This window comes from Azospirillum sp. A29, from assembly GCF_042604625.1.
Classification (GTDB): Bacteria; Pseudomonadota; Alphaproteobacteria; order Azospirillales; family Azospirillaceae; genus Azospirillum; species Azospirillum palustre.
Genome location: NZ_CP170460.1, coordinates 1,386,065 through 1,403,378, shown reverse-complemented (window position 1 = coordinate 1,403,378; position 17,314 = coordinate 1,386,065). Strand labels below are relative to the sequence as shown.

Sequence of the window (17,314 nt, the reverse complement as noted above, 5' to 3'; positions counted from 1 at the left end):
GAGCATGGAGCGATGACCGCCGCCCGCCGGCTCGACCGGCTTTTCTGCGACCGGGCGCTGCTGGCCGGCGGCTGGGCGTCGGGGGTGCTGCTGCGCTTCGACGCGCAGGGGCTGATCGCCGCCATCGAAACCGGGGTGGACACGCCGCCCGTCGGGGTGGAGCGGGCAGCCGGGCCGGTCATCCCCGGCATGCCCAACCTGCACAGCCACGCCTTCCAGCGGGCGATGGCCGGGCTGACCGAGCGGGCCGGCCCGGCCGAGGACAGCTTCTGGACTTGGCGGGAGGTGATGTACGGCTTCGTCCGCCGCATCGATCCCGACAGTCTCCAGGCGGTGGCGGCGATGGCCTATGCCGAGATGCTGGAGCGCGGTTACACGTCGGTGGCGGAGTTCCACTATCTCCACCACGATGCCGACGGCCGGCCCTATGCCGATCCCGCCGAGATGTCGATGCGCATCCTGGCGGCGGCTGACTCCACCGGGATCGGGCTGACCCATCTGCCGGTGCTCTATGCCCAGGGCGGTTTCGGCGGACAGCCGGCGGGCGAAGGCCAGCGGCGCTTCCTCAACGATCCGGACCGCCTGCTCGCCATCGTCGAGGCCTGCCGTGCCGCGCCCGGCGGACATCGCGTCGGTTTGGCCCTGCATTCCCTGCGCGCGGTGTCGCCCGAGGCGATGGCGGCGGCGCTGGATGGCATGGCGGCGCTCGATCCCACGGCGGCGATCCACATCCATGTCGCCGAGCAGACGGCGGAGGTGGAGTCCTGTCTCGCCTGGTCGGGACGGCGGCCGGTGGAATGGCTGCTCGACCGCGGCTGGCCGGGGCCGTCCTGGTGCCTTGTCCATGCGACCCATGTCACCGCCGGCGAGGTGGCGGGCATCGCAGCCTCGAAGGCGGTGGCAGGGCTTTGCCCGACGACCGAGGCCGATCTCGGCGACGGGCTGTTCCCAGCGCGCGATTTCCTGGCGCAGGGTGGCCGGTTCGGCATCGGGTCCGACAGCCAGATCGTCATCGATGCCGCGGAGGAGCTGCGCCTGCTGGAATTCGGACAGCGGCTGGCCGCAAGGCGGCGCAACCTGCTGGCGCCGCAGCCGGACAGTTCGACCGGTGCGGCCCTCTACCGGGCGGCGGTGGCCGGCGGCGCACAGGCGCTCGGCCAGCCGGAGCCGGCAGGCGGCCTCAAAGCCGGACAGCGCGCCGATCTGGTCGTGCTCGATCCGGACGATCCGCGTCTTTACGGCCGCAGCGACGACACGCTGCTCGACTCCTATGTCTTTGCCAGCGCGCGCAATCCCGTGCGCGATGTGGTGGCGGCCGGGCGGCTGGTGGTAAGGGGCGGCCGGCATGTCGATGCCGATGCGATCCGCACCGGCTGGCGCCGTGCCGTCGACCGGCTGCACACCGCCTGAAGCAATGCCCCGAACGAAGCCCAAAAGGAACAGGGACATCCCGATGACGGCGACTATCGACATTCTGGAACGGCTGGTGGCCTTCAACACCGTCAGCCGCGAAAGCAACCTCGATCTGATCCGCTGGGTGCAGGAGAGGCTGGAAGCCGCCGGCGTCGCGACCTGGCTGGCGCCGAGCGACGACGGCCGCAAGGCCAACCTGTTCGCGACGCTGGGGCCGGCCGACCGTCCGGGCGTCCTGCTGTCCGGTCACAGCGACGTGGTTCCGGTCGAAGGTCAGGCATGGACCAGCGACCCGTTCCGGCTGACCCGCAGGGACGGCAAGCTGTTCGGCCGCGGCACCGCCGACATGAAGGGGTTCATCGCCGCCGCGCTTGCCCTGTTCGACCGCGCCGCCAGCCAGCAGGCCGCCGGCAAACCCCTGTCGCAGCCGCTGCATCTGGCCTTGTCCTATGACGAGGAGGTCGGCTGCCTCGGCGTCCGCCGGCTGATCGAGAGGATGGCGGCATTGCCCGTCCGCCCGCGCTTCTGCATCGTCGGCGAGCCGACCGGCATGCAGGTGGTCACCGCCCACAAGGGCAAGACCGCCCTGCGTGCCGAATGCCACGGCGTCGAATGCCATTCCAGTTTGGCGCCGCAGGGCTTGAACGCCATCCACATGGCGAGCGACCTGCTGACCGGGCTGCGCCGCATCCAGAACCGGCTGAGAGAGAACGGGGCGCAGGACGATGCCTATGACGTGCCCTGGACCACCATCCATGCCGGTGTCATCCAGGGCGGGGAGGCGCTGAACATCGTGCCGAACCGCTGCCGCCTCGATTTCGAAATCCGCCACCTGCCGCAGGATCCGGTCGGGCCGCTGCTGGACAGCATCCAGGCGGAGGCCGATGCCATCGTCCGGCGCCTGCGTCCCGATTTCCCGGCGGCCGGGCTGACCGTCGCCGAGCTGTCGAGCTATCCGGCGCTCGACACCGACAGCACCTCCGAGGTAGTGGCCTTCGTCAAGGCGCTGACCGGCGGCAACAGCACTGGCAAGATCTCCTTCGGCACGGAGGGCGGGCTGTTCCAGCAGCGGCTGTCGATGCCCACGGTGGTGTGCGGTCCCGGCAGCATCGGCGAAGCCCACAAGCCCGACGAGTTCATCGCCGAGGACCAGCTTGCGGCCTGCGACCGCATGCTGGATGCCCTGCTCGCCCGCCTGGCCTGACAGCCTTCCGCCGGTGGAGGTGGGACCGCCCGATCAGACGGCAACCATCTCCATCAGCCGGGCACGGTCGGCGGGCGAGGCCGCTTCGCCGTGCAGCGTGATGCGGCCCCGCTCCACCGCATAGAAGCGGTCGGCGACGTCGAGCGCGCGGTGGATGTTCTGTTCCACCAGCAGGATGGTCAGGCCGGCCCGCTTCAGCTCCGTGATAATCGCAAAGATCTCGTCGACGATCATCGGTGCCAGCCCTTCCGTCGGCTCGTCGATCAGCAGCAGTTTGGCGGTGCCCACCATCACGCGGGCCATCGCCAGCATCTGCTGCTCGCCGCCGGACAGGGTGGTGCCGAGCTGCCGCCGCCGCTCGGCCAGCCGGGGGAAGCGGGCGAAGGCCTGTCCGATTGCCTGCTCGTTCTCCCTGCGCGCCCGGCCGGGGCATTGGCGCAGGCCCAGCCGCAGATTCTCCTCGACGCTGAGGCCAGGGAAGATGCGGCGGTCCTCCGGCACCAGACCGAGCCCGAGGCGGGCGATGGCGTCGGGCGTCTGGCCGGCCAGATCGACGCCGCCGAAACGGATTGCGCCGGAACTGGCCGGCACCCAGCCGGCGATGGATTTCAGGATGGTGGTCTTGCCGACGCCGTTGCGGCCGAACAGCCCGACCACCTCGCCCGGACCGGCCTGCAGGGACACACCCTGCAAGACATGGCTGAGGCCGTAATGCGCGTGCAGGTTCTCGATGGAAAGCATGGCTGTCACCCGTGTCCGAAATAGGCGGCCTGCACCGCGGGATCGGCGCGCACCGCCGCGGGCGCCCCCTCGGCGATCTTGCGGCCCTGGGCCATCACGACGACATGGTCGGACAGGCTCATCACCAGCCCGATGTCATGTTCGATCAGCAGCACGGTCAGCTCACCAGCCAGCGAGCGGATCAGCGCGCCGGTGTCGGCGGTGTCGCCATGGCTCATGCCCTGGGTCGGCTCGTCCAGCAGGAGCACACGCGGTTCGGCGGCCAGCGCGACCGCGATCTCCAGCCGCCGTTGTTCGCCGTGCGACAGGTTGCCGGCAAGCTCGCGCGCCTTGCCCGATAGGCCGAAGCGGTCCAGCAGCGCCTCGGCCTTGGCGAGCGCCCGGCGGCTGTGGCCGACCGGACGCAGCGCGTGCCAGGGCCGCTCCAGCACCTGTGCGGCGATCCGCAGGTTCTCCAGGACCGGCAGTTCGAAGAACAGGTTGGTGATCTGGAAGGACCGGGCCAGCCCGGCGGCGAGCAGCCGGTCGGGCGAGCGTCCGGTGACGTCGGCACCGTCCAGGGTCACCCGTCCACCGGTCGGGCGGATGGCGCCGCTGATCAGGTTGAACAGCGTGCTTTTGCCAGCCCCGTTGGGACCGATGACCGAGGTGATCCGCCCGGCGGCTGCCTCGAAGCCGACGCCCGCGACCGCCTGGAGCCCGCCGAAATTCACCGACAGGTCGCGGACACCGAGCGCACAGGCACCGCCCGCCACCGTCTTGAGGGGAGATGCCATCATGGCGCCGTCCTCCCTTGTCCAGTGCGGCGGCCCAGCCGCGCCAGCAGGGCGCCGACCAGCCCCTTGCGCAGGAAGATGACGGACAGCATGAAGATGACCCCCACGACGATCAGGTGATGCTCGGTCCAGGACCCGACGACCGAGCGCAGGGCTGTCAGCAGCAGGCTCCCCACCACCGGCCCGACCAGCGTGCCGACGCCGCCGACGATGACGGTGATGACGGCGTTGCCAGAGGTCTCGAAGAACATCAGCTCGGGCGAGACGAAGCCGCGCAGCATCGGGTAGAGCGCCCCCGCCAGCGCCGCGACGCAGGCGGCCAGGACGTAGGCCGCCAGCTTGTAGCGCCAGGCGTTGAAACCGAGGAACGGCACCCGCTTCTCGTTGGCGCGGATGGCGGCCAGCGTCCGGCCGAACGGTGCATCCATCAGATAGGCCAGCCCGGCATAGGCGACCACGGTCAGGCCGAGCACCAACAGGAAGAAGGACAGCGGATCGGCGGTGTCGAGGCTGAACGGCCCGAAGCCGATGCTGATCTGCGGGATGCCGATCAACCCGTCCGAGGCACCGAGCGCACGGGTGTTGTAGACGGACTTGGCGGCGACCTGGGCCAGCCCGAAGGTGATCAGCGCGAAATAGACGCCCTTCACCCGGTTGGCGATGACGCCGCCGATCAGGCCCGCCACGCCGCCGGCCAGCAGGGCCGCCGCCATCGCCAGCCAGAAGCTGGGTGCCACGTCGCGCAGGACGAGCGCCGAGACATAGGCGCCCAGCCCGAAATACAGCGCCTGCCCGAGCGACAGGAGGCCGGTGTAGCCGAGCAGCAGGTCGACGCTCATCGCCAGCCCGGCGAAGATCAGCGCCTCGGTCGCCAGACGCAGGTAGAAGCCGTTGCCGGTCGCCCAGGCGACGGCGGCGAATCCTAGCGCCGCCGCCAGGAAGGCCAGCGCCAGCCAATGGACCGGGGCCAGACGGGAAAGCCGGGATGCCGGGCCGGTGCGGCCGGGGTCGGAGAGGGTGCGCAGCGTTGCTTCAGGCATGTCCCAGCCTCCCGAACAGGCCCTGCGGCCGGACCATCAGCACCAGCACCATGATCCCGAACACCAGCGGGTCGGACCAGACCGGCGAGATGTAGAGGCTGGAGAGCGCCTGCACCTGGGTCAGCAGCAGGCCGGCGATCACCGCGCCCTGGATCGACCCCATGCCGCCGACGATCACCACGGTGAAGGCCATCAGGATGAAGTCGCGCCCCATGGTCGGGAACACCGAATAGATCGGCGCCAGCAGCACGCCGGACAGGCCGGCCAGCGCCACCCCGAAGGCGAAGGTGCCGGCATAGACCCGGCGCACCGGCACCCCCAGCGACGAGGCCATGTCCTTGTCGAAGGCCGCCGCCCGCACCATGGCGCCGAGCCCGGTGCGGAAGACCACAACCCAGACCGCGGCGATCAGCGCGAGGCCGAAGCCGATCAGGAACAGCCGGTAGTTGGGCAGGAACATGCCGAGGATCTCGCTGCCGCCCTCGATGGGGTTCTCGGGCCGCTGGGTGTTGGGGCCGTAGACCAGCTTCAGCAGGTCTTCCATGATCATGCCCAGCCCGAAGGTCAGCAGCAGGGTCAGGATGTGGCGGTCGCGGCTGTGGAAGACCCGCGCGATCAGCCAGCGCTCGGCCAGCCAGCCGATGGGCAGCATCAGCAGCGGCACGAGAACCAGCAGCGCCCAGAAGCCGACCCCCAGCCCGGCCAGGGTAAGGGCCAGGAAGGCGCCCATGGCGTAGAACTCGCCATGGGCCATGTTGATGACGTCCAGCAGCCCGAAGATGATGGTCAGGCCCAGCGCCATCAGGACGACGGCGACCCCGAGCGACAGACCGTTCAGCGCCTGCGGCGCCAGGACGAATTGCAGATAATCGATGAGATCGGCCATGGGCGTCGGCTCCCTGGAAGCGGTCCTCAGAAGCGGGTGCACTGGTCGGGGCCGATGGCGGCGTCGCCCGGCACGGTGCCAACCACGTCGAAGCGGTTGCTGCCACCGTCCGCCGCGATGCGCACGGCATACATGTCCTGGATCGCCTGATGGTCGCCGGCCCGCATGGTCTTGGTGCCCTGCGGGGTCGACCAGCTCAGCCCTTCCATCGCCTTGCGCAGCGTGTCGGTGTCGGTGTTTCCAGCCTTCTCGACAGCGGCCTTGAAAAATCCGATCAGGCCGTAGCTGTCGGCGCCGTAAAGGTCGGGCGCGGTGTCGTAGGCCTTGCGGAAGGCGGCGACGAACGCCTTGTTCTCCGGCGTGGCGAGTTCGGCGGAATAGCCGACACCGGTGACGAAGCCGTCGGCCGCCTTGCCGATGGCGCCGATGTTCTGGGCGGTGACGGTGCCCGACGCGCCGACGATGGTCAGGTTGCGCAGCAGCCCGTATTCGCTCATCTGCGTCAGCAGGCGGACGGTGTCGTTGCCGGCGGTGGAGGTGTAGAGCACGCTGGGCCGCGCGGCACGGAGCTGGCCGAAATACTGCGAGTAGTCCTTGCTGCCGAGCGGTGCGAACACCTCGCCGGTCGATTGCGCCCCGGTCTTCTCCGCCGCTTCCTTGAAGGCCGCGACGGTGGAGCGGCCCATCTCGTAATCGGGCCCCAGATAATAGACCTTGGCCTTCGGCTTGTCCTTGGCCAGCCATTCGGCCAGCGCCGCCGACTGCTGCCCCGCCCGCGCATTCACCCGGAAAACGTTGGGCGAGCATTTGTCGGTGGTGATGGCGTCGGAGAAGGAGACGGTGGTGGCGATCAGCCGGCCGTTGCGCTCGGCGAGCTGCCCGACCGCCAGGGTGGAGCCGGAATTGACGGTGCCGGTCAGGAAATCGACCTTGTTGACCTGGAACAGCTTCTCCGCCTTCTGGGTGGCGACGGCGGGATTGGCCTCCTCGTCCTCGAACAGCAGTTCGACCTGACGGCCGAGGATGCCGCCGGCGGCGTTGACCTCCTTCGTCGCCAGTTCCAGGCCCCAGCGGACCTGCTGTCCGATCGGCGCGTAGGTGCCCGACAGCGGGGTCACCACCCCGATGCGGATCGGATCGGCGGCGGACGCGACCCCGCCGAGCCCGAGCAGGACGAGCGCGGCGGTGCCGAGAAGCGTGGTCTTGGTCATGATTTTTGGTTCCTCCCTGTTTTGCCCATGCTTGGAGGCGTCGGTCAGACGCCCGTGAAGACCGGCTTGCGCTTTTCATGGAAGGAAGCGACGCCTTCCTTGAAATCCTCGGAGCCGCGCAGGCGGCCGTAGGCCTGCCCCTCGATCTCGATGGCGCCGTTGACCGAGACGTTGTTGCCGCTGTTCAGCACGCCCTTGATGGTGCGCTGGGCGAGAGGCGAGAAGCCGCGCAGTTCGTCCACCAGAGCGGCGACAGTGGCTTCCAGTTCGGCGTCGGCGACGCACTCGGTGACGAAGCCCCAGTCGGCGGCCTGCCGGCCGGAAATGCGCCTGGCCCGCATCACCATGTCCTTGGTCCGGCAGATGCCGATCATGTGCAGCAGGCGGGCGGAACCGCCGGAACCGGGGATCATGCCGATGCGCATCTCCGGCAGGGCGAATTGCGCGGTCTCCGACGCGATGCGGAAATCGCAGGCGAGCGACAGCTCGAAACCGACGCCGAAGCAATAGCCGCGGACCTGGGCGATCACCGGCTTGCGGCAGCGCTCCGGGGCGGCGATGTTGACCGCCAGTTCCGACACATGTTCGGCCGACTTTTCCATGAAGCCGGCGATGTTGCCGCCGGACGAGAAGTTCTCGCCCTCGGCGCGCAGCACGATCACCCGCACCATGGGATCGCGGTCCAGCACCTTGAACACGGCGGCGAACTGGTCGCGCTGGAGCATGCTGACGATGTTGAAGGGCGGGCGGTGCAGCACGATGTCGGCGCGCTCCTTGGCCTCGTCGAGTTCCACGCGGAAGCCGTCGAGGTCGGCGAGCAGGCGGTCGGTGCTGTCGAAACGGTAGGGGGTCACGGTCGAAACTCCATGAATGAGGCTGAATTCAGGACAGGGTCGGGCTGCGTTCGGCAGGGCCGTTCTCAAGGGCGAACTCGCCGGCCTGCAGCTTGCGGCGCAGGATCTTGCCGACCGGCGATTTCGGAATTTCGTCGAGAAAGACGTACTCGCGCGGGCGCTTGAAGTTGGCGAGGCCGGAGGTGCGGCAATGGTCGTCGAGATCCTTCGCCTCGACGCCGCGGGTGCGCTTGACGAAGGCGACGACCCGCTGGCCCCAGCGTTCGTCGGGCAGGCCGGCGACCGCCACCTCCAGAACGCCGTCATGCAGCGACAGCACGCTTTCGATCTCGACCGGCGAGACGTTCTCGCCGCCGGTGATGATCATGTCGTCGACCCGGCCGGTGACGAAGAGGTCGCCGTCGCCGTCGAGGAAGCCGATGTCGCCGGTGAAGTACCAGCCGGCATGCAGCGCCTTGGCGTCGGCGTCCGGCCGCTTCCAGTAGCCTTCGAAGGACTCGTCGCCCGACAGGTCGGCGGCGATCTGGCCCTCCTCCCCGGCGGCGGCACGCTCGCCGGGATCGAAGCTGCCGAGGCGGACGATGCGGATGCGCTGGTTCAGCGCCGCCTTGCCGGCCGATCCCGGCTTGGCCGGGGCGTTCTGGTCGATGGTGAAGGTGTAGATCTCGGACGAGCCGTAATGGTTGACGAACAGCTCGGGCCGGAAGGCGGCGTCCAGCCGCTTCAGCAGGCCATCCGTCATCGACGCCCCGGCGAAGCCCAGCTTGCGCACCGACGACACGTCGGTGTGCGCGAATTTCGGGTCGGCCAGCAGGTCGTGATAGAGCGTCGGCACCAGATAGAGGCAGCTCAGCCGCTCCGCCGCGATCAGGTCGAGCGCCCGAGCCGTGTCGAAGCGGGGCAGGCAGACGAAGCAGCCGTCCACCAGCGCCATCGCCAGCAGCGAGCGCACCCCCATCGTGTGGTAGAGCGGCATGACGCCCAGCGTCCGTTCGCCCCGGCGGTAGCAGTTCTGGGCGACATGGGCGACGGCGGCGGCACGCTCCGTCCGGTGGCGGCGCGGCACGCCCTTGGGCTTGCCGGTGGTGCCGGAGGTGTAGAGGAACAGCGAGACATGCTCAGTCGTGGCGCGCGGCTGCATCGAAACCGGATCGCTTTCCAGCAGATCGGCGAAGCGGCGGTCGCCGGGATCGACCGGATCGCCGACCGCGATGCGGGGCAGCGCCCGTGCCGCAGCCGAGGTCCGGACGGCGTCGGCCGACACGTCCTGATAGAACAGGGCGAGCACCTCGGCATCGGGCAGGCAGTAATCCAGCTCGTCGGGCTTCACCCGCCAGTTCAGCGGCACCACGGCGATGCCGGCCAGCTGGCAGGCCCAATGGATGGTCGCCATCTCCCAGTTGTTCTGCAAGGCGGTGGCGATGCGGTCGCCGGGGCGCAGGGCCAGCCGGTCGAAGGCGCCGACCAGCCGGCGGATGCGCTCCAGCCACTGCGCGTAGGTCAGCCGCAGGTCGCCGTCGACGATGGCGAGCGCGTCCGGGCTGCGCTCCGCGCTGGCCAGGATGCTGCGGCCGAGGTCAAACATGGGCGACCTCCCTCACCGTCCGGCCGGTGACGTCCATCACGGCGCGGACGATGCCGGCATAGCCGGTGCAGCGGCAAAGATGGCCGCTCAGCATGTCGCGTAGCTCCTCTTCGGTTGGCTTGGGATTGCGGTCCAGGTAATCGGTCAGCGACATCAGGATGCCGGCGGTGCAGAAGCCGCATTGCAGGGCGTGATGCCGCCGGAACGCCTCCTGGAGCGCGGTCATGCGCCCCTCGTTGGCCTGGGACAGACCTTCGACGGTGTCGATGCGCCGGCCATCGGCCTGCACCGCCAGGGTCAGGCAGGCGCGGACCGCCACGCCGTCGATGCGGACGGTGCAGGCGCCGCAGACGCCGTGCTCGCAGCCGACGCGGGTGCCGTGGGCGCCCAGCTCGTGGCGCAAAAAATCGCTCAGCAACAGGCGCGGATGGGCATGGCCGGTGCGCGGCGTGCCGTTCAGGACGATGGAGACGGCGTGGCGCGCCTCCGCCGTCAGCGCGGATGTGGATTTCAGCGGCGGCATGACAGGGCCTCTTCAAGGACGGTGCGGCCGATCCGGCGGACGAGGTCGCGGCGGTAGCGGGCGGTGGCGTGCTGGTCGTCATCGCCGCCGAGATCCCAGGCGAAGGCGTTCAGCGCATCGTCGAGGTCCGGCGGCAACCCGCCGTCGATGAGCGGCCAGGAGCGCATCGTCGGCCGGTCCGCCACTCCGCCGACGGCGAGGCTGGCGCGGTCGCCGTCCACCGTTGCGGCACAGGCGGCGATGGCGAAATCGCCGTGCCGCATCGACTGCTCGCGGAAAGCATGGCCGCTGCCGGGGCGGGCGAGCGGAAAGCGGATGCATTCGACGATCTCGTCCGCCGCCTTCATCGTGGTCAGCGGCCCCAGGAAGAAGTCGGCCGCGGCGACGGTGCGGCGGCGGCGCAGGTTTCGCAGCACCACCTCGCCGCCGGTGGCAATCAGACAGAGCGGCGTCTCGGCGCTGGGATCGGCATGGGCGACCGATCCGCAGAGCGTGCCACGGTTGCGGGTCTGGAAATGGCCGACCCACGGCAGGGCGGCGGCCAGCAGCGGCACCTCCTGTGCCAGCGTCGGGCGGGCCAGCACCTCGGCCTGGGTGACGGCGGCGCCGACGGTCAGCCAGCCATCCCCGGTCCGCAACGTGCGCAGCTCCTCCAGCCGGCCGAGGTCGATCAGCAGGCGCGGCTGGACCAGCCGCATGTTCAGCATCGGCATCAGCGACTGGCCGCCGGCAATCACGCGGGCGTCGTCGCCCCCGTCCGCCAGCGCCGCCAGTGCCTCGGCCACCGTCGCCGGCCGCAGATAGTCGAAGGGTGCGGGCTTCATCGGTCGAGTCCCAGAAGACGCAGCAGGCGCGTCAGAAGCGATGGAGTTCCGGCGGGCACCTCGGCGCCACCGGCGCGGGCGACCAGCTTTTCGAAGAACTGGCCGATCAGCAGGCGCGACGCGCTGTCGAGCATCCGGCCGCCGACCGCGGCGACCTTGCCACCGACCGACGCGCTGTAGCGGTAGGTAACGCGCGTGCCGGTGGCGGTGCGCTCCAGCGTCACATGCCCGGTGCCGCTGCCCGAACCGAGCGCGCTGGTGCCGCTGCCGGTCAGGGTCAGTGCCTTGGGCGGATCGAGGTCGGACAGCGCCACCTGCGCGGTGTAGCGTCCCCTCACCGGTCCGATTCCGACCACCACCTCCGCCCGGTAGGCGTTGGGTCCAGCAAGGTCCAGCGCCTCGCAGCCGGGCAGCAGCGCCGCCAGCTCCCTGGGGTCGAGCAGGATGGCCCAGACCTGTTCCGGCGTCGCCGGCACCTCGCGGCTGCCCTCCCCGGTCAGGCCGCGCCCACCCTTGACGGCGGCTTTGTCGGCGGCCGGCGGCGGAGTCTCCCCGGCACCGTCGGCGGAGGCCGGGCGCGGCGGCTCCGGCGGATGGATCAGCGCCGCCAGCTTGGCCGGGGTGATCGGCAGGGAGGGGGGCTCTGCCACGGACAATCCGGACAGCGCATCCGCCACCGCGTTGGCGAGGCAGACCGGGGTGCTCATGCAGTTCCCCTCCCCCACCCCCTTGGCGCCGAGCGGCGTCACCGGCGACGGGCTTTCGCGATGGAGGATGACGGGAACCGGAACCTCGCAGGCGGTCGGCACCAGATAGTCGGCGAAGGTGCCGGACAGGAAGCGGCCATCGTCGCCATAGGCATATTCCTCGTACAGCGCGGTACCGACGGCATGGGCGAAGCCGCCGAGGATCTGGCCTTCCACCAGCAGCGGGTTCAGCAGCCGGCCGGCGTCGTGCATGGTGACGTAGCGGTCGATCCGCAGCGCCCCCGTCGTCCGGTCGATCTCGACCCCGCAGAAGTCGAAGATGAAGCCGTAGCAGGCGGAACTGTTGATGTGGTCGGCATCGGTCGGCGCCTTCAGCGGCTCCGGCGTCCAGAAGGCGGTCTCGCGCAGCGCGGCCTCCTGCCCGTCGGGCAGCGTACCGGGCGACCAATGGCCGGCGGCGGCGACGCGGGAGAAGGACAGGCCGTTGTCCGGGTTGGCGTCGGAAAAGACCCGGCCGCCGGCGAAGCGCACATCCTCCGCCCGGCAATTCAGTTGTCCGGCGACCAGCACCGCCATCCGGTCGCGCAGCCGGGTCGCCGCCACCTGGGCCGCGCCCGCCACCGCCCCGGCGAAGCGGCTGGAATAGTTGCCCGACGCGATCGACCAGGCATCCTTGCCGGTGTCGAGGTCGGTGTTGACCCGGATGTCCTCGAAACGCAGGCCAAAGGCGTCGGCCACCACCTGGGCCAGCACGGTGCGGTGCCCCTGCCCCTGGGGAGCCGAAGCCACCGTGACGGAGACGCCGCCGGTGGGATCGACGGCGACGCTGGCGGTCGCCTGCGCGCCGTTCTTCGGCCCGGCCTTGCGCCGTTCCTCGGCGGTCAGGACGGTGGTGATGTAGCCCATGTTGGAGATCGACGGCTCGACCACCGCGGCATAGCCGATGCCGTAGAGCCGCCCCTCCGCCCTTAGAGCCTCGCGCCGGGCCTTCAGCGCGTCGAGCGCCCCCTCGCGCACCGCCTGCTCCAGCGTCGCGCGGTAGTCGCCGCTGTCGAGCGTCCCGCCCGACGCGGTGCGGTAGGGCATTGCCTCGGCCGCCACCAGATTGCGGCGGATGACGTCGAGCGGATCGAGCCCAAGCTCCGCCGCCACCCGGTTCATCAGCCGCTCCAGCCCGTAATAGAGCTGCCCGCCGCCGAAGCCGCGGTTGAGGCCGGTCGGCGTCTTGTTGGTGACGACGATGCGGTTGGTCACCGCCAGGTTCGGGATGTCGTAGGCGCCGGTCAGGTTGCCGTGGTTGCGGTAGAGCGAGGCCGGTTCCGGCGCCCGCAGATAGGCGCCGCAATCCTCCGTCTGCTCCATCCGCAGCGCCAGCACCCGGCCGTCCGGCTCCACCGCCGCGTCAAGGCGCATGCGGCGCGCGGTGGCCGAGGTGGCGGCCATCAGATGCTCCAGCCGGTCCTCCACCCACTTCACCGGCCGGCCGGCGACGCGGGCGCACAACCCCATCAGCACGACATAGGGGAACACCGCCTGCTTGTTGCCGAAGCTGCCGCCGGAATGGGGCGGCGTCTTCAGCCGCAGCCGCGATCCCGGCACGTTCAGCGCGCGCGCCATCACCGGATGGACGGCGAAGGGGCCGGAGAAGTTCGACAGCACTTCGTACGCGTCTTCGGCCGCGTCGTAGTCGGCGAGGACGACGAAGCACTCCATCGGGGTGCAGGAGTTGCGGGGATACTCGACCTCGACCGACACGCTGCGGGCGGCGCCGGCGAAGGCCGCCTCGGGGTCGCCGTAGCGGAAGCTGCGGCTGTTGACGAGGTTGGACCCCACCGCCGGATGCAGCAGTTCCGACTCTTTCTCCAGCGCCTGGGCAATCGAGGTGACCGGCGGCAGCGGGCGATAGCGCACCTCGATGCGGTCGAGCGCGTCCTCCGCGACATAGCGGCTGTCGGCCAGCACCACCGCCACCGGTTCGCCGACATGGCGCACGCGGTCGATGGCGAGGCACCAATGCTCCATCGGTGCGCGGATGCCGACCAGGAAGGCGCTGGCGTGGCGCTTGGCATCGGCCCCGGTCACCACGGCGGCGACGCCGGGAACCGCCAGCGCGGCGGCAAAGTCGATGTCCAGCAGGTCGGCGTGGGCGTGCGGCGAGCGCAGGATCGCGGCGTGCAGGGTGCCGGGCTTCACCGGCAGGTCGTCGGCATAGCGGGCGACGCCGGTCAGCAGTGCTGCGTCCTCCACCCGCGGCATCGCGCGGCCGACGAACGGCGCCACGGCCGGCTGCGGCTGCGGCGAAACGCCTTCGATGTCAATGGTCTGGGCGGCGGTCTGCGTGGCCGTCATCGTCATCCTCCCGTTACCGGAGGAGACTAGACCGTTTGCCAAGCAAAGCTTTTACCGTGGAGTGTCGCGATTTACCCTAGCGTCTCATTTTTATGGGCGTCTCATTTTTCTGCGCGTCTCATTGTCATGCATGCCCGGCTTCCGGCCGCCCTCCGCCGGGCCGGTCCACCAGATTGACGACCCGGCGGTATTCGGTGGGCGTCACGCCCTGGTGGTTGCGGAAGAAGCGGCTGAAATGGCTGGGGGCGGAAAAACCGAGCCGGCCGGACACCTCGGTGGCGCTCTCCAGCCCGGCGGCCATGGCGTCGATGGCCGCCTCCATCCGCAGCACGTTGAAGTAAAGCGCCGGGGTGATCGCCATCGTCTGCTGGAACAGCCGGAACATGTGGGCGCGCGACAGGCCGGCGGCGGCGGCGACACGGGCGGCGTCGAACTCCTCGCCCAGCGTTCCCCGCATGAACAGGATGGCCTGACGAATGCGGAAATCGCCGGCTGCCGGGGCGGCGTAGCGTGTCCCGCCGAGCGTCCGCCATTCGGAAAAGCGGTCGATGATGGCGATCATCAGGTCGAACAGCGCCTCTTCCATCCGCTCGCCCGACGGGTCGTCATAGAGCAGTTCCGCCGCCATGCGGTCGGCCAGCCGGCGGATGTATGGCGTCAGCTCGCCACAGGACTGCGCGAAGAAGCCGGGGTTGCCGCTGGCGTTGAGTTCCCGCTGCATCGCACCGAGCCAGCGCGGCTCGATGTACAGAGCCAGGATCACGGTGCGCGGAGCGCCCGGCTGATGGGCATAGGAATGGGCCTCCCAGCTGTTGACCAGCACCGCGGTGTCGTCGCGCAGCGGATAGAGCTGCTCCCCGACGGCAAAGCGCGTGTCGGCGCCGGATGCCTTGAACAGAACATGGCAATGGGGATGCGCGTGATGGATCAGCGCATTATCCATGTCCAGCAGGGCGACGCGGCCGAAGCTTCCCTGATGGATGCGCATCGCTTTCGACATGGCTTTAGATCCCTTCCTGCCCGACGGCGGCAAATGGCCGCCGGAATGCTCGTCGATGATTTGCTTTACAAGCTAATCGTCGGGGGGCCCCTTTACCAGACCCATGCGGACAGAAGTCGGCGTCCGTCGCCGGAGCGGACGGTCACCGCGGCATGCGGCTTTGCGGGGTCTGGTAAACCTCGCTGAAATGCGTGCGGAACAGGCGCATGGCCGGCGTCAGCTCGACCCCCTGACGCCAGGCGAGGCCGACGTCCATCGCCGGAACCCGCTCGCGCATGATGATCGTTTCGATGCGACGCCCCTCCAGCGACCATGGCCGGTAGACCATGTCGGACAGGATCGTCACCCCCTGGCCGTTGGCCACGGTGGAGCGCACCGCCTCGATCGACGAGGTCCGCAGCCGGACATTGGGACGGAAGGGCGAGGCGCTCCAGTAGCGCGTCGTCCAATGGGCGGCCTCGTCCACGGTCAGCATGATGTAGGGGTGCTCAGCGACATCCTGCAACCCGACGGAATCGAGGTCGAGCAGCCGGTGCCCGGCCGGCACCCAAAGGCGCCGCTGGCTTCCGATCAGCGTTTCGGTCGTCAGTTCCGGATTGCTGATGTTGGAGGTCAGGACCACCGCCATGTCGAGCCGGCCGGTGATCAGATTGTCCTCGATCATCTCGCGCGTCAGCTCGTGGATGTGGATGCGCAGGTTGGGGTAGCGCCGCTCCAGCCGCTCCAGATGCTGCGGCAGGAAATATCCCAGCACCGTATAGCTGGCGCCGATGGTCAGGCTGCCGGCCACCTCCTCCGCCGTGTCGGCGGGGTGCAGCGCCTCCTCCACGCTCGCCATTATGCGGTGGCTGGCGGCCAGGAAGCGGCGGCCGGTGTCGGTCAGTTCCATGCCCTGCGCGGTGCGGACGAACAGCCGCCCACCGATCTCGGCCTCCAGTTCCTTGATGGCGGAGGTGATCGCCGATTGGGAAATGGACAGCTCGCGCGCCGCCCGCGACACCTGCCCAAGATTGGCGGTGGCGACGAAATATTTCACATGGCGGAAATTCAACATGCCGAACCCCGGAATTTGACGAGAATGGATATCGAGAAATCAGAACATGCCTAAATCCTGCACAGGCTCCGCCAGTCCGAATTTGGCGGAAGCTTGCCGTAATGCCTGATTTACGGGCGGACTTTGTCATCTAAAAAACAGATAAAGCAATCTCAAAAATTAGAAATTGCAAATGGTCGGATACAACATACGCTCATATGGCAAGGCAGCCATTCCGCGGACTCATCCCTGGGGCTCGACGTCCCCGGTACCGCGAAGCAAGGGAGTAAGGCGTTGGCTCGTACAATGGTCGATCTCAACTGTGACCTCGGCGAGGGGTACGGCCAGTGGACGCTCGGCGAGGCCTCCGACGATGCGCTGATGGACCTCATCAGCTCGGCCAATGTCGCCACCGGCTTCCATGCCGGCGATCCCAACCTGATGGACCGTGTGGTCCGGCTGGGCGTCGAGCGTGGCGTGGCGCTGGGCGCCCATCCCGGCTACCGCGATCTCCAGGGCTTCGGCCGCCGCGTCATCCAGGCCAAGCCCGAGGAGTTGGTGAACGACATCCTCTATCAGGTCGGCGCGCTGCGCGAATTCGCCCGCCGGCACGGCACCCGTCTGCAACACGTCAAGCCGCACGGCGCCCTTTATATGGAAGCGGCGAAGGACGAGACGCTGTCGCGCCTGATGGTCGAGGCGCTGCTGAAGTCGAGCCCCGACACGCTGCTGTTCTGCATGGACGTGTCGAAGACCTGTGCCGTCGCCGAGGCGGCCGGCCTGCCGGTCATCCGCGAATTCTACGCCGACCGGGATTATGACCGCAGCGGCTCCATCGTCTTCGCCCGGCGCATGCGGCCGCTCGATCCGGCGGAGGTCGCCGACAAATGCGTCCGCGCCTGCCGCGACGGCAAGGTCCGGACGGTGGAGGGCGACGACATCGACATCGCCTTCGACTCCATCTGCTTCCACTCCGACACGCCGGGCGCGCTCGCCATCGGAACCGCGGTGCGCGACGCCCTGCTGAAGGACGGGTTGCGCATCGTCGCCGCCGCCGACCTGCACCCCCAAACCCGCTGATCCACTCCCCCCGCTTACCACCGCTCGCTGACATCTCCTGATTTCTCCCCTCCCGCCCCAGGCGGCCCGTTGAAGAAGGATTGATTCG

General features: G+C 69.1%; 15 protein-coding genes. 3 read left to right on the top strand and 12 right to left on the bottom strand.

Annotated elements, in window-relative coordinates; translation table 11 throughout:
- Window positions 1-12 precede the first annotated feature (12 nt).
- Both ABNQ38_RS05945 and argE read left to right on the top strand, forming a co-directional pair.
- Window positions 13-1,410: a formimidoylglutamate deiminase gene (locus ABNQ38_RS05945; protein ID WP_377806198.1), complete on the top strand. Its 1,398-nt coding sequence runs from the start codon at window positions 13-15 to the stop codon at window positions 1,408-1,410.
- 43 nt (window positions 1,411-1,453) lie between these two features.
- Window positions 1,454-2,617, top strand: a complete 1,164-nt coding sequence (gene argE / locus ABNQ38_RS05940; RefSeq protein ID WP_377806196.1) for an acetylornithine deacetylase — start codon at window positions 1,454-1,456, stop codon at window positions 2,615-2,617.
- Between the two features lie 33 nt (window positions 2,618-2,650).
- On the opposite strand, the gene ABNQ38_RS05935 is transcribed toward argE, so the two are convergent.
- From ABNQ38_RS05935 to ABNQ38_RS05880, 12 genes are all read right to left on the bottom strand, one after another.
- On the bottom strand, window positions 2,651-3,358 hold the full coding sequence (locus tag ABNQ38_RS05935) for an ABC transporter ATP-binding protein (RefSeq protein ID WP_377806194.1): 708 nt from the start codon (window positions 3,356-3,358) through the stop codon (window positions 2,651-2,653).
- Between the two features lie 5 nt (window positions 3,359-3,363).
- Window positions 3,364-4,137, bottom strand: a complete 774-nt coding sequence (locus ABNQ38_RS05930) for an ABC transporter ATP-binding protein (RefSeq protein ID WP_377806192.1) — start codon at window positions 4,135-4,137, stop codon at window positions 3,364-3,366.
- The gene (locus ABNQ38_RS05925; protein ID WP_377806190.1) at window positions 4,134-5,174 is read right to left on the bottom strand and encodes a branched-chain amino acid ABC transporter permease; all 1,041 of its coding nucleotides are present in this window, start codon (window positions 5,172-5,174) and stop codon (window positions 4,134-4,136) included. Before ABNQ38_RS05925 ends, ABNQ38_RS05930 begins: the two co-directional genes overlap by 4 nt.
- Window positions 5,167-6,060 (bottom strand): branched-chain amino acid ABC transporter permease, encoded by an 894-nt coding sequence (locus ABNQ38_RS05920; RefSeq protein WP_377806188.1) that lies wholly within the window; start codon window positions 6,058-6,060, stop codon window positions 5,167-5,169. Before ABNQ38_RS05920 ends, ABNQ38_RS05925 begins: the two co-directional genes overlap by 8 nt.
- A 26-nt stretch (window positions 6,061-6,086) precedes the next feature.
- Entirely contained in the window at window positions 6,087-7,271 is a 1,185-nt protein-coding gene (locus ABNQ38_RS05915; RefSeq protein WP_377806186.1) for an ABC transporter substrate-binding protein, read from the bottom strand.
- 44 nt (window positions 7,272-7,315) lie between these two features.
- On the bottom strand, window positions 7,316-8,125 hold the full coding sequence (locus ABNQ38_RS05910) for an enoyl-CoA hydratase/isomerase family protein (protein ID WP_377806184.1): 810 nt from the start codon (window positions 8,123-8,125) through the stop codon (window positions 7,316-7,318).
- 28 nt (window positions 8,126-8,153) lie between these two features.
- Window positions 8,154-9,710 carry an AMP-binding protein gene (locus ABNQ38_RS05905; protein WP_377806183.1) on the bottom strand — a complete coding sequence of 519 codons (1,557 nt, stop codon included), beginning with the start codon at window positions 9,708-9,710 and terminating at the stop codon, window positions 8,154-8,156.
- A complete protein-coding gene (locus ABNQ38_RS05900; RefSeq protein WP_377806181.1) occupies window positions 9,703-10,233 on the bottom strand; it encodes a (2Fe-2S)-binding protein in 531 nt (176 codons plus the stop codon). The genes ABNQ38_RS05905 and ABNQ38_RS05900 overlap by 8 nt, the downstream gene beginning before the upstream one ends.
- Window positions 10,221-11,057, bottom strand: a complete 837-nt coding sequence (locus tag ABNQ38_RS05895; protein ID WP_377806180.1) for an FAD binding domain-containing protein — start codon at window positions 11,055-11,057, stop codon at window positions 10,221-10,223. Before ABNQ38_RS05895 ends, ABNQ38_RS05900 begins: the two co-directional genes overlap by 13 nt.
- Window positions 11,054-14,113 carry a molybdopterin cofactor-binding domain-containing protein gene (locus ABNQ38_RS05890; protein ID WP_377806178.1) on the bottom strand — a complete coding sequence of 1,020 codons (3,060 nt, stop codon included), beginning with the start codon at window positions 14,111-14,113 and terminating at the stop codon, window positions 11,054-11,056. Before ABNQ38_RS05890 ends, ABNQ38_RS05895 begins: the two co-directional genes overlap by 4 nt.
- 124 nt (window positions 14,114-14,237) lie before the next feature.
- Window positions 14,238-15,113, bottom strand: a complete 876-nt coding sequence (locus tag ABNQ38_RS05885; RefSeq protein ID WP_377806177.1) for an AraC family transcriptional regulator — start codon at window positions 15,111-15,113, stop codon at window positions 14,238-14,240.
- Window positions 15,114-15,255: 142 nt separating this feature from the next.
- On the bottom strand, window positions 15,256-16,167 hold the full coding sequence (locus tag ABNQ38_RS05880) for a LysR family transcriptional regulator (RefSeq protein WP_377806176.1): 912 nt from the start codon (window positions 16,165-16,167) through the stop codon (window positions 15,256-15,258).
- Between the two features lie 273 nt (window positions 16,168-16,440).
- Between ABNQ38_RS05880 and ABNQ38_RS05875 the strand changes: the two genes are divergently transcribed.
- On the top strand, window positions 16,441-17,226 hold the full coding sequence (locus ABNQ38_RS05875) for a 5-oxoprolinase subunit PxpA (protein ID WP_377806175.1): 786 nt from the start codon (window positions 16,441-16,443) through the stop codon (window positions 17,224-17,226).
- Window positions 17,227-17,314 lie beyond the last annotated feature (88 nt).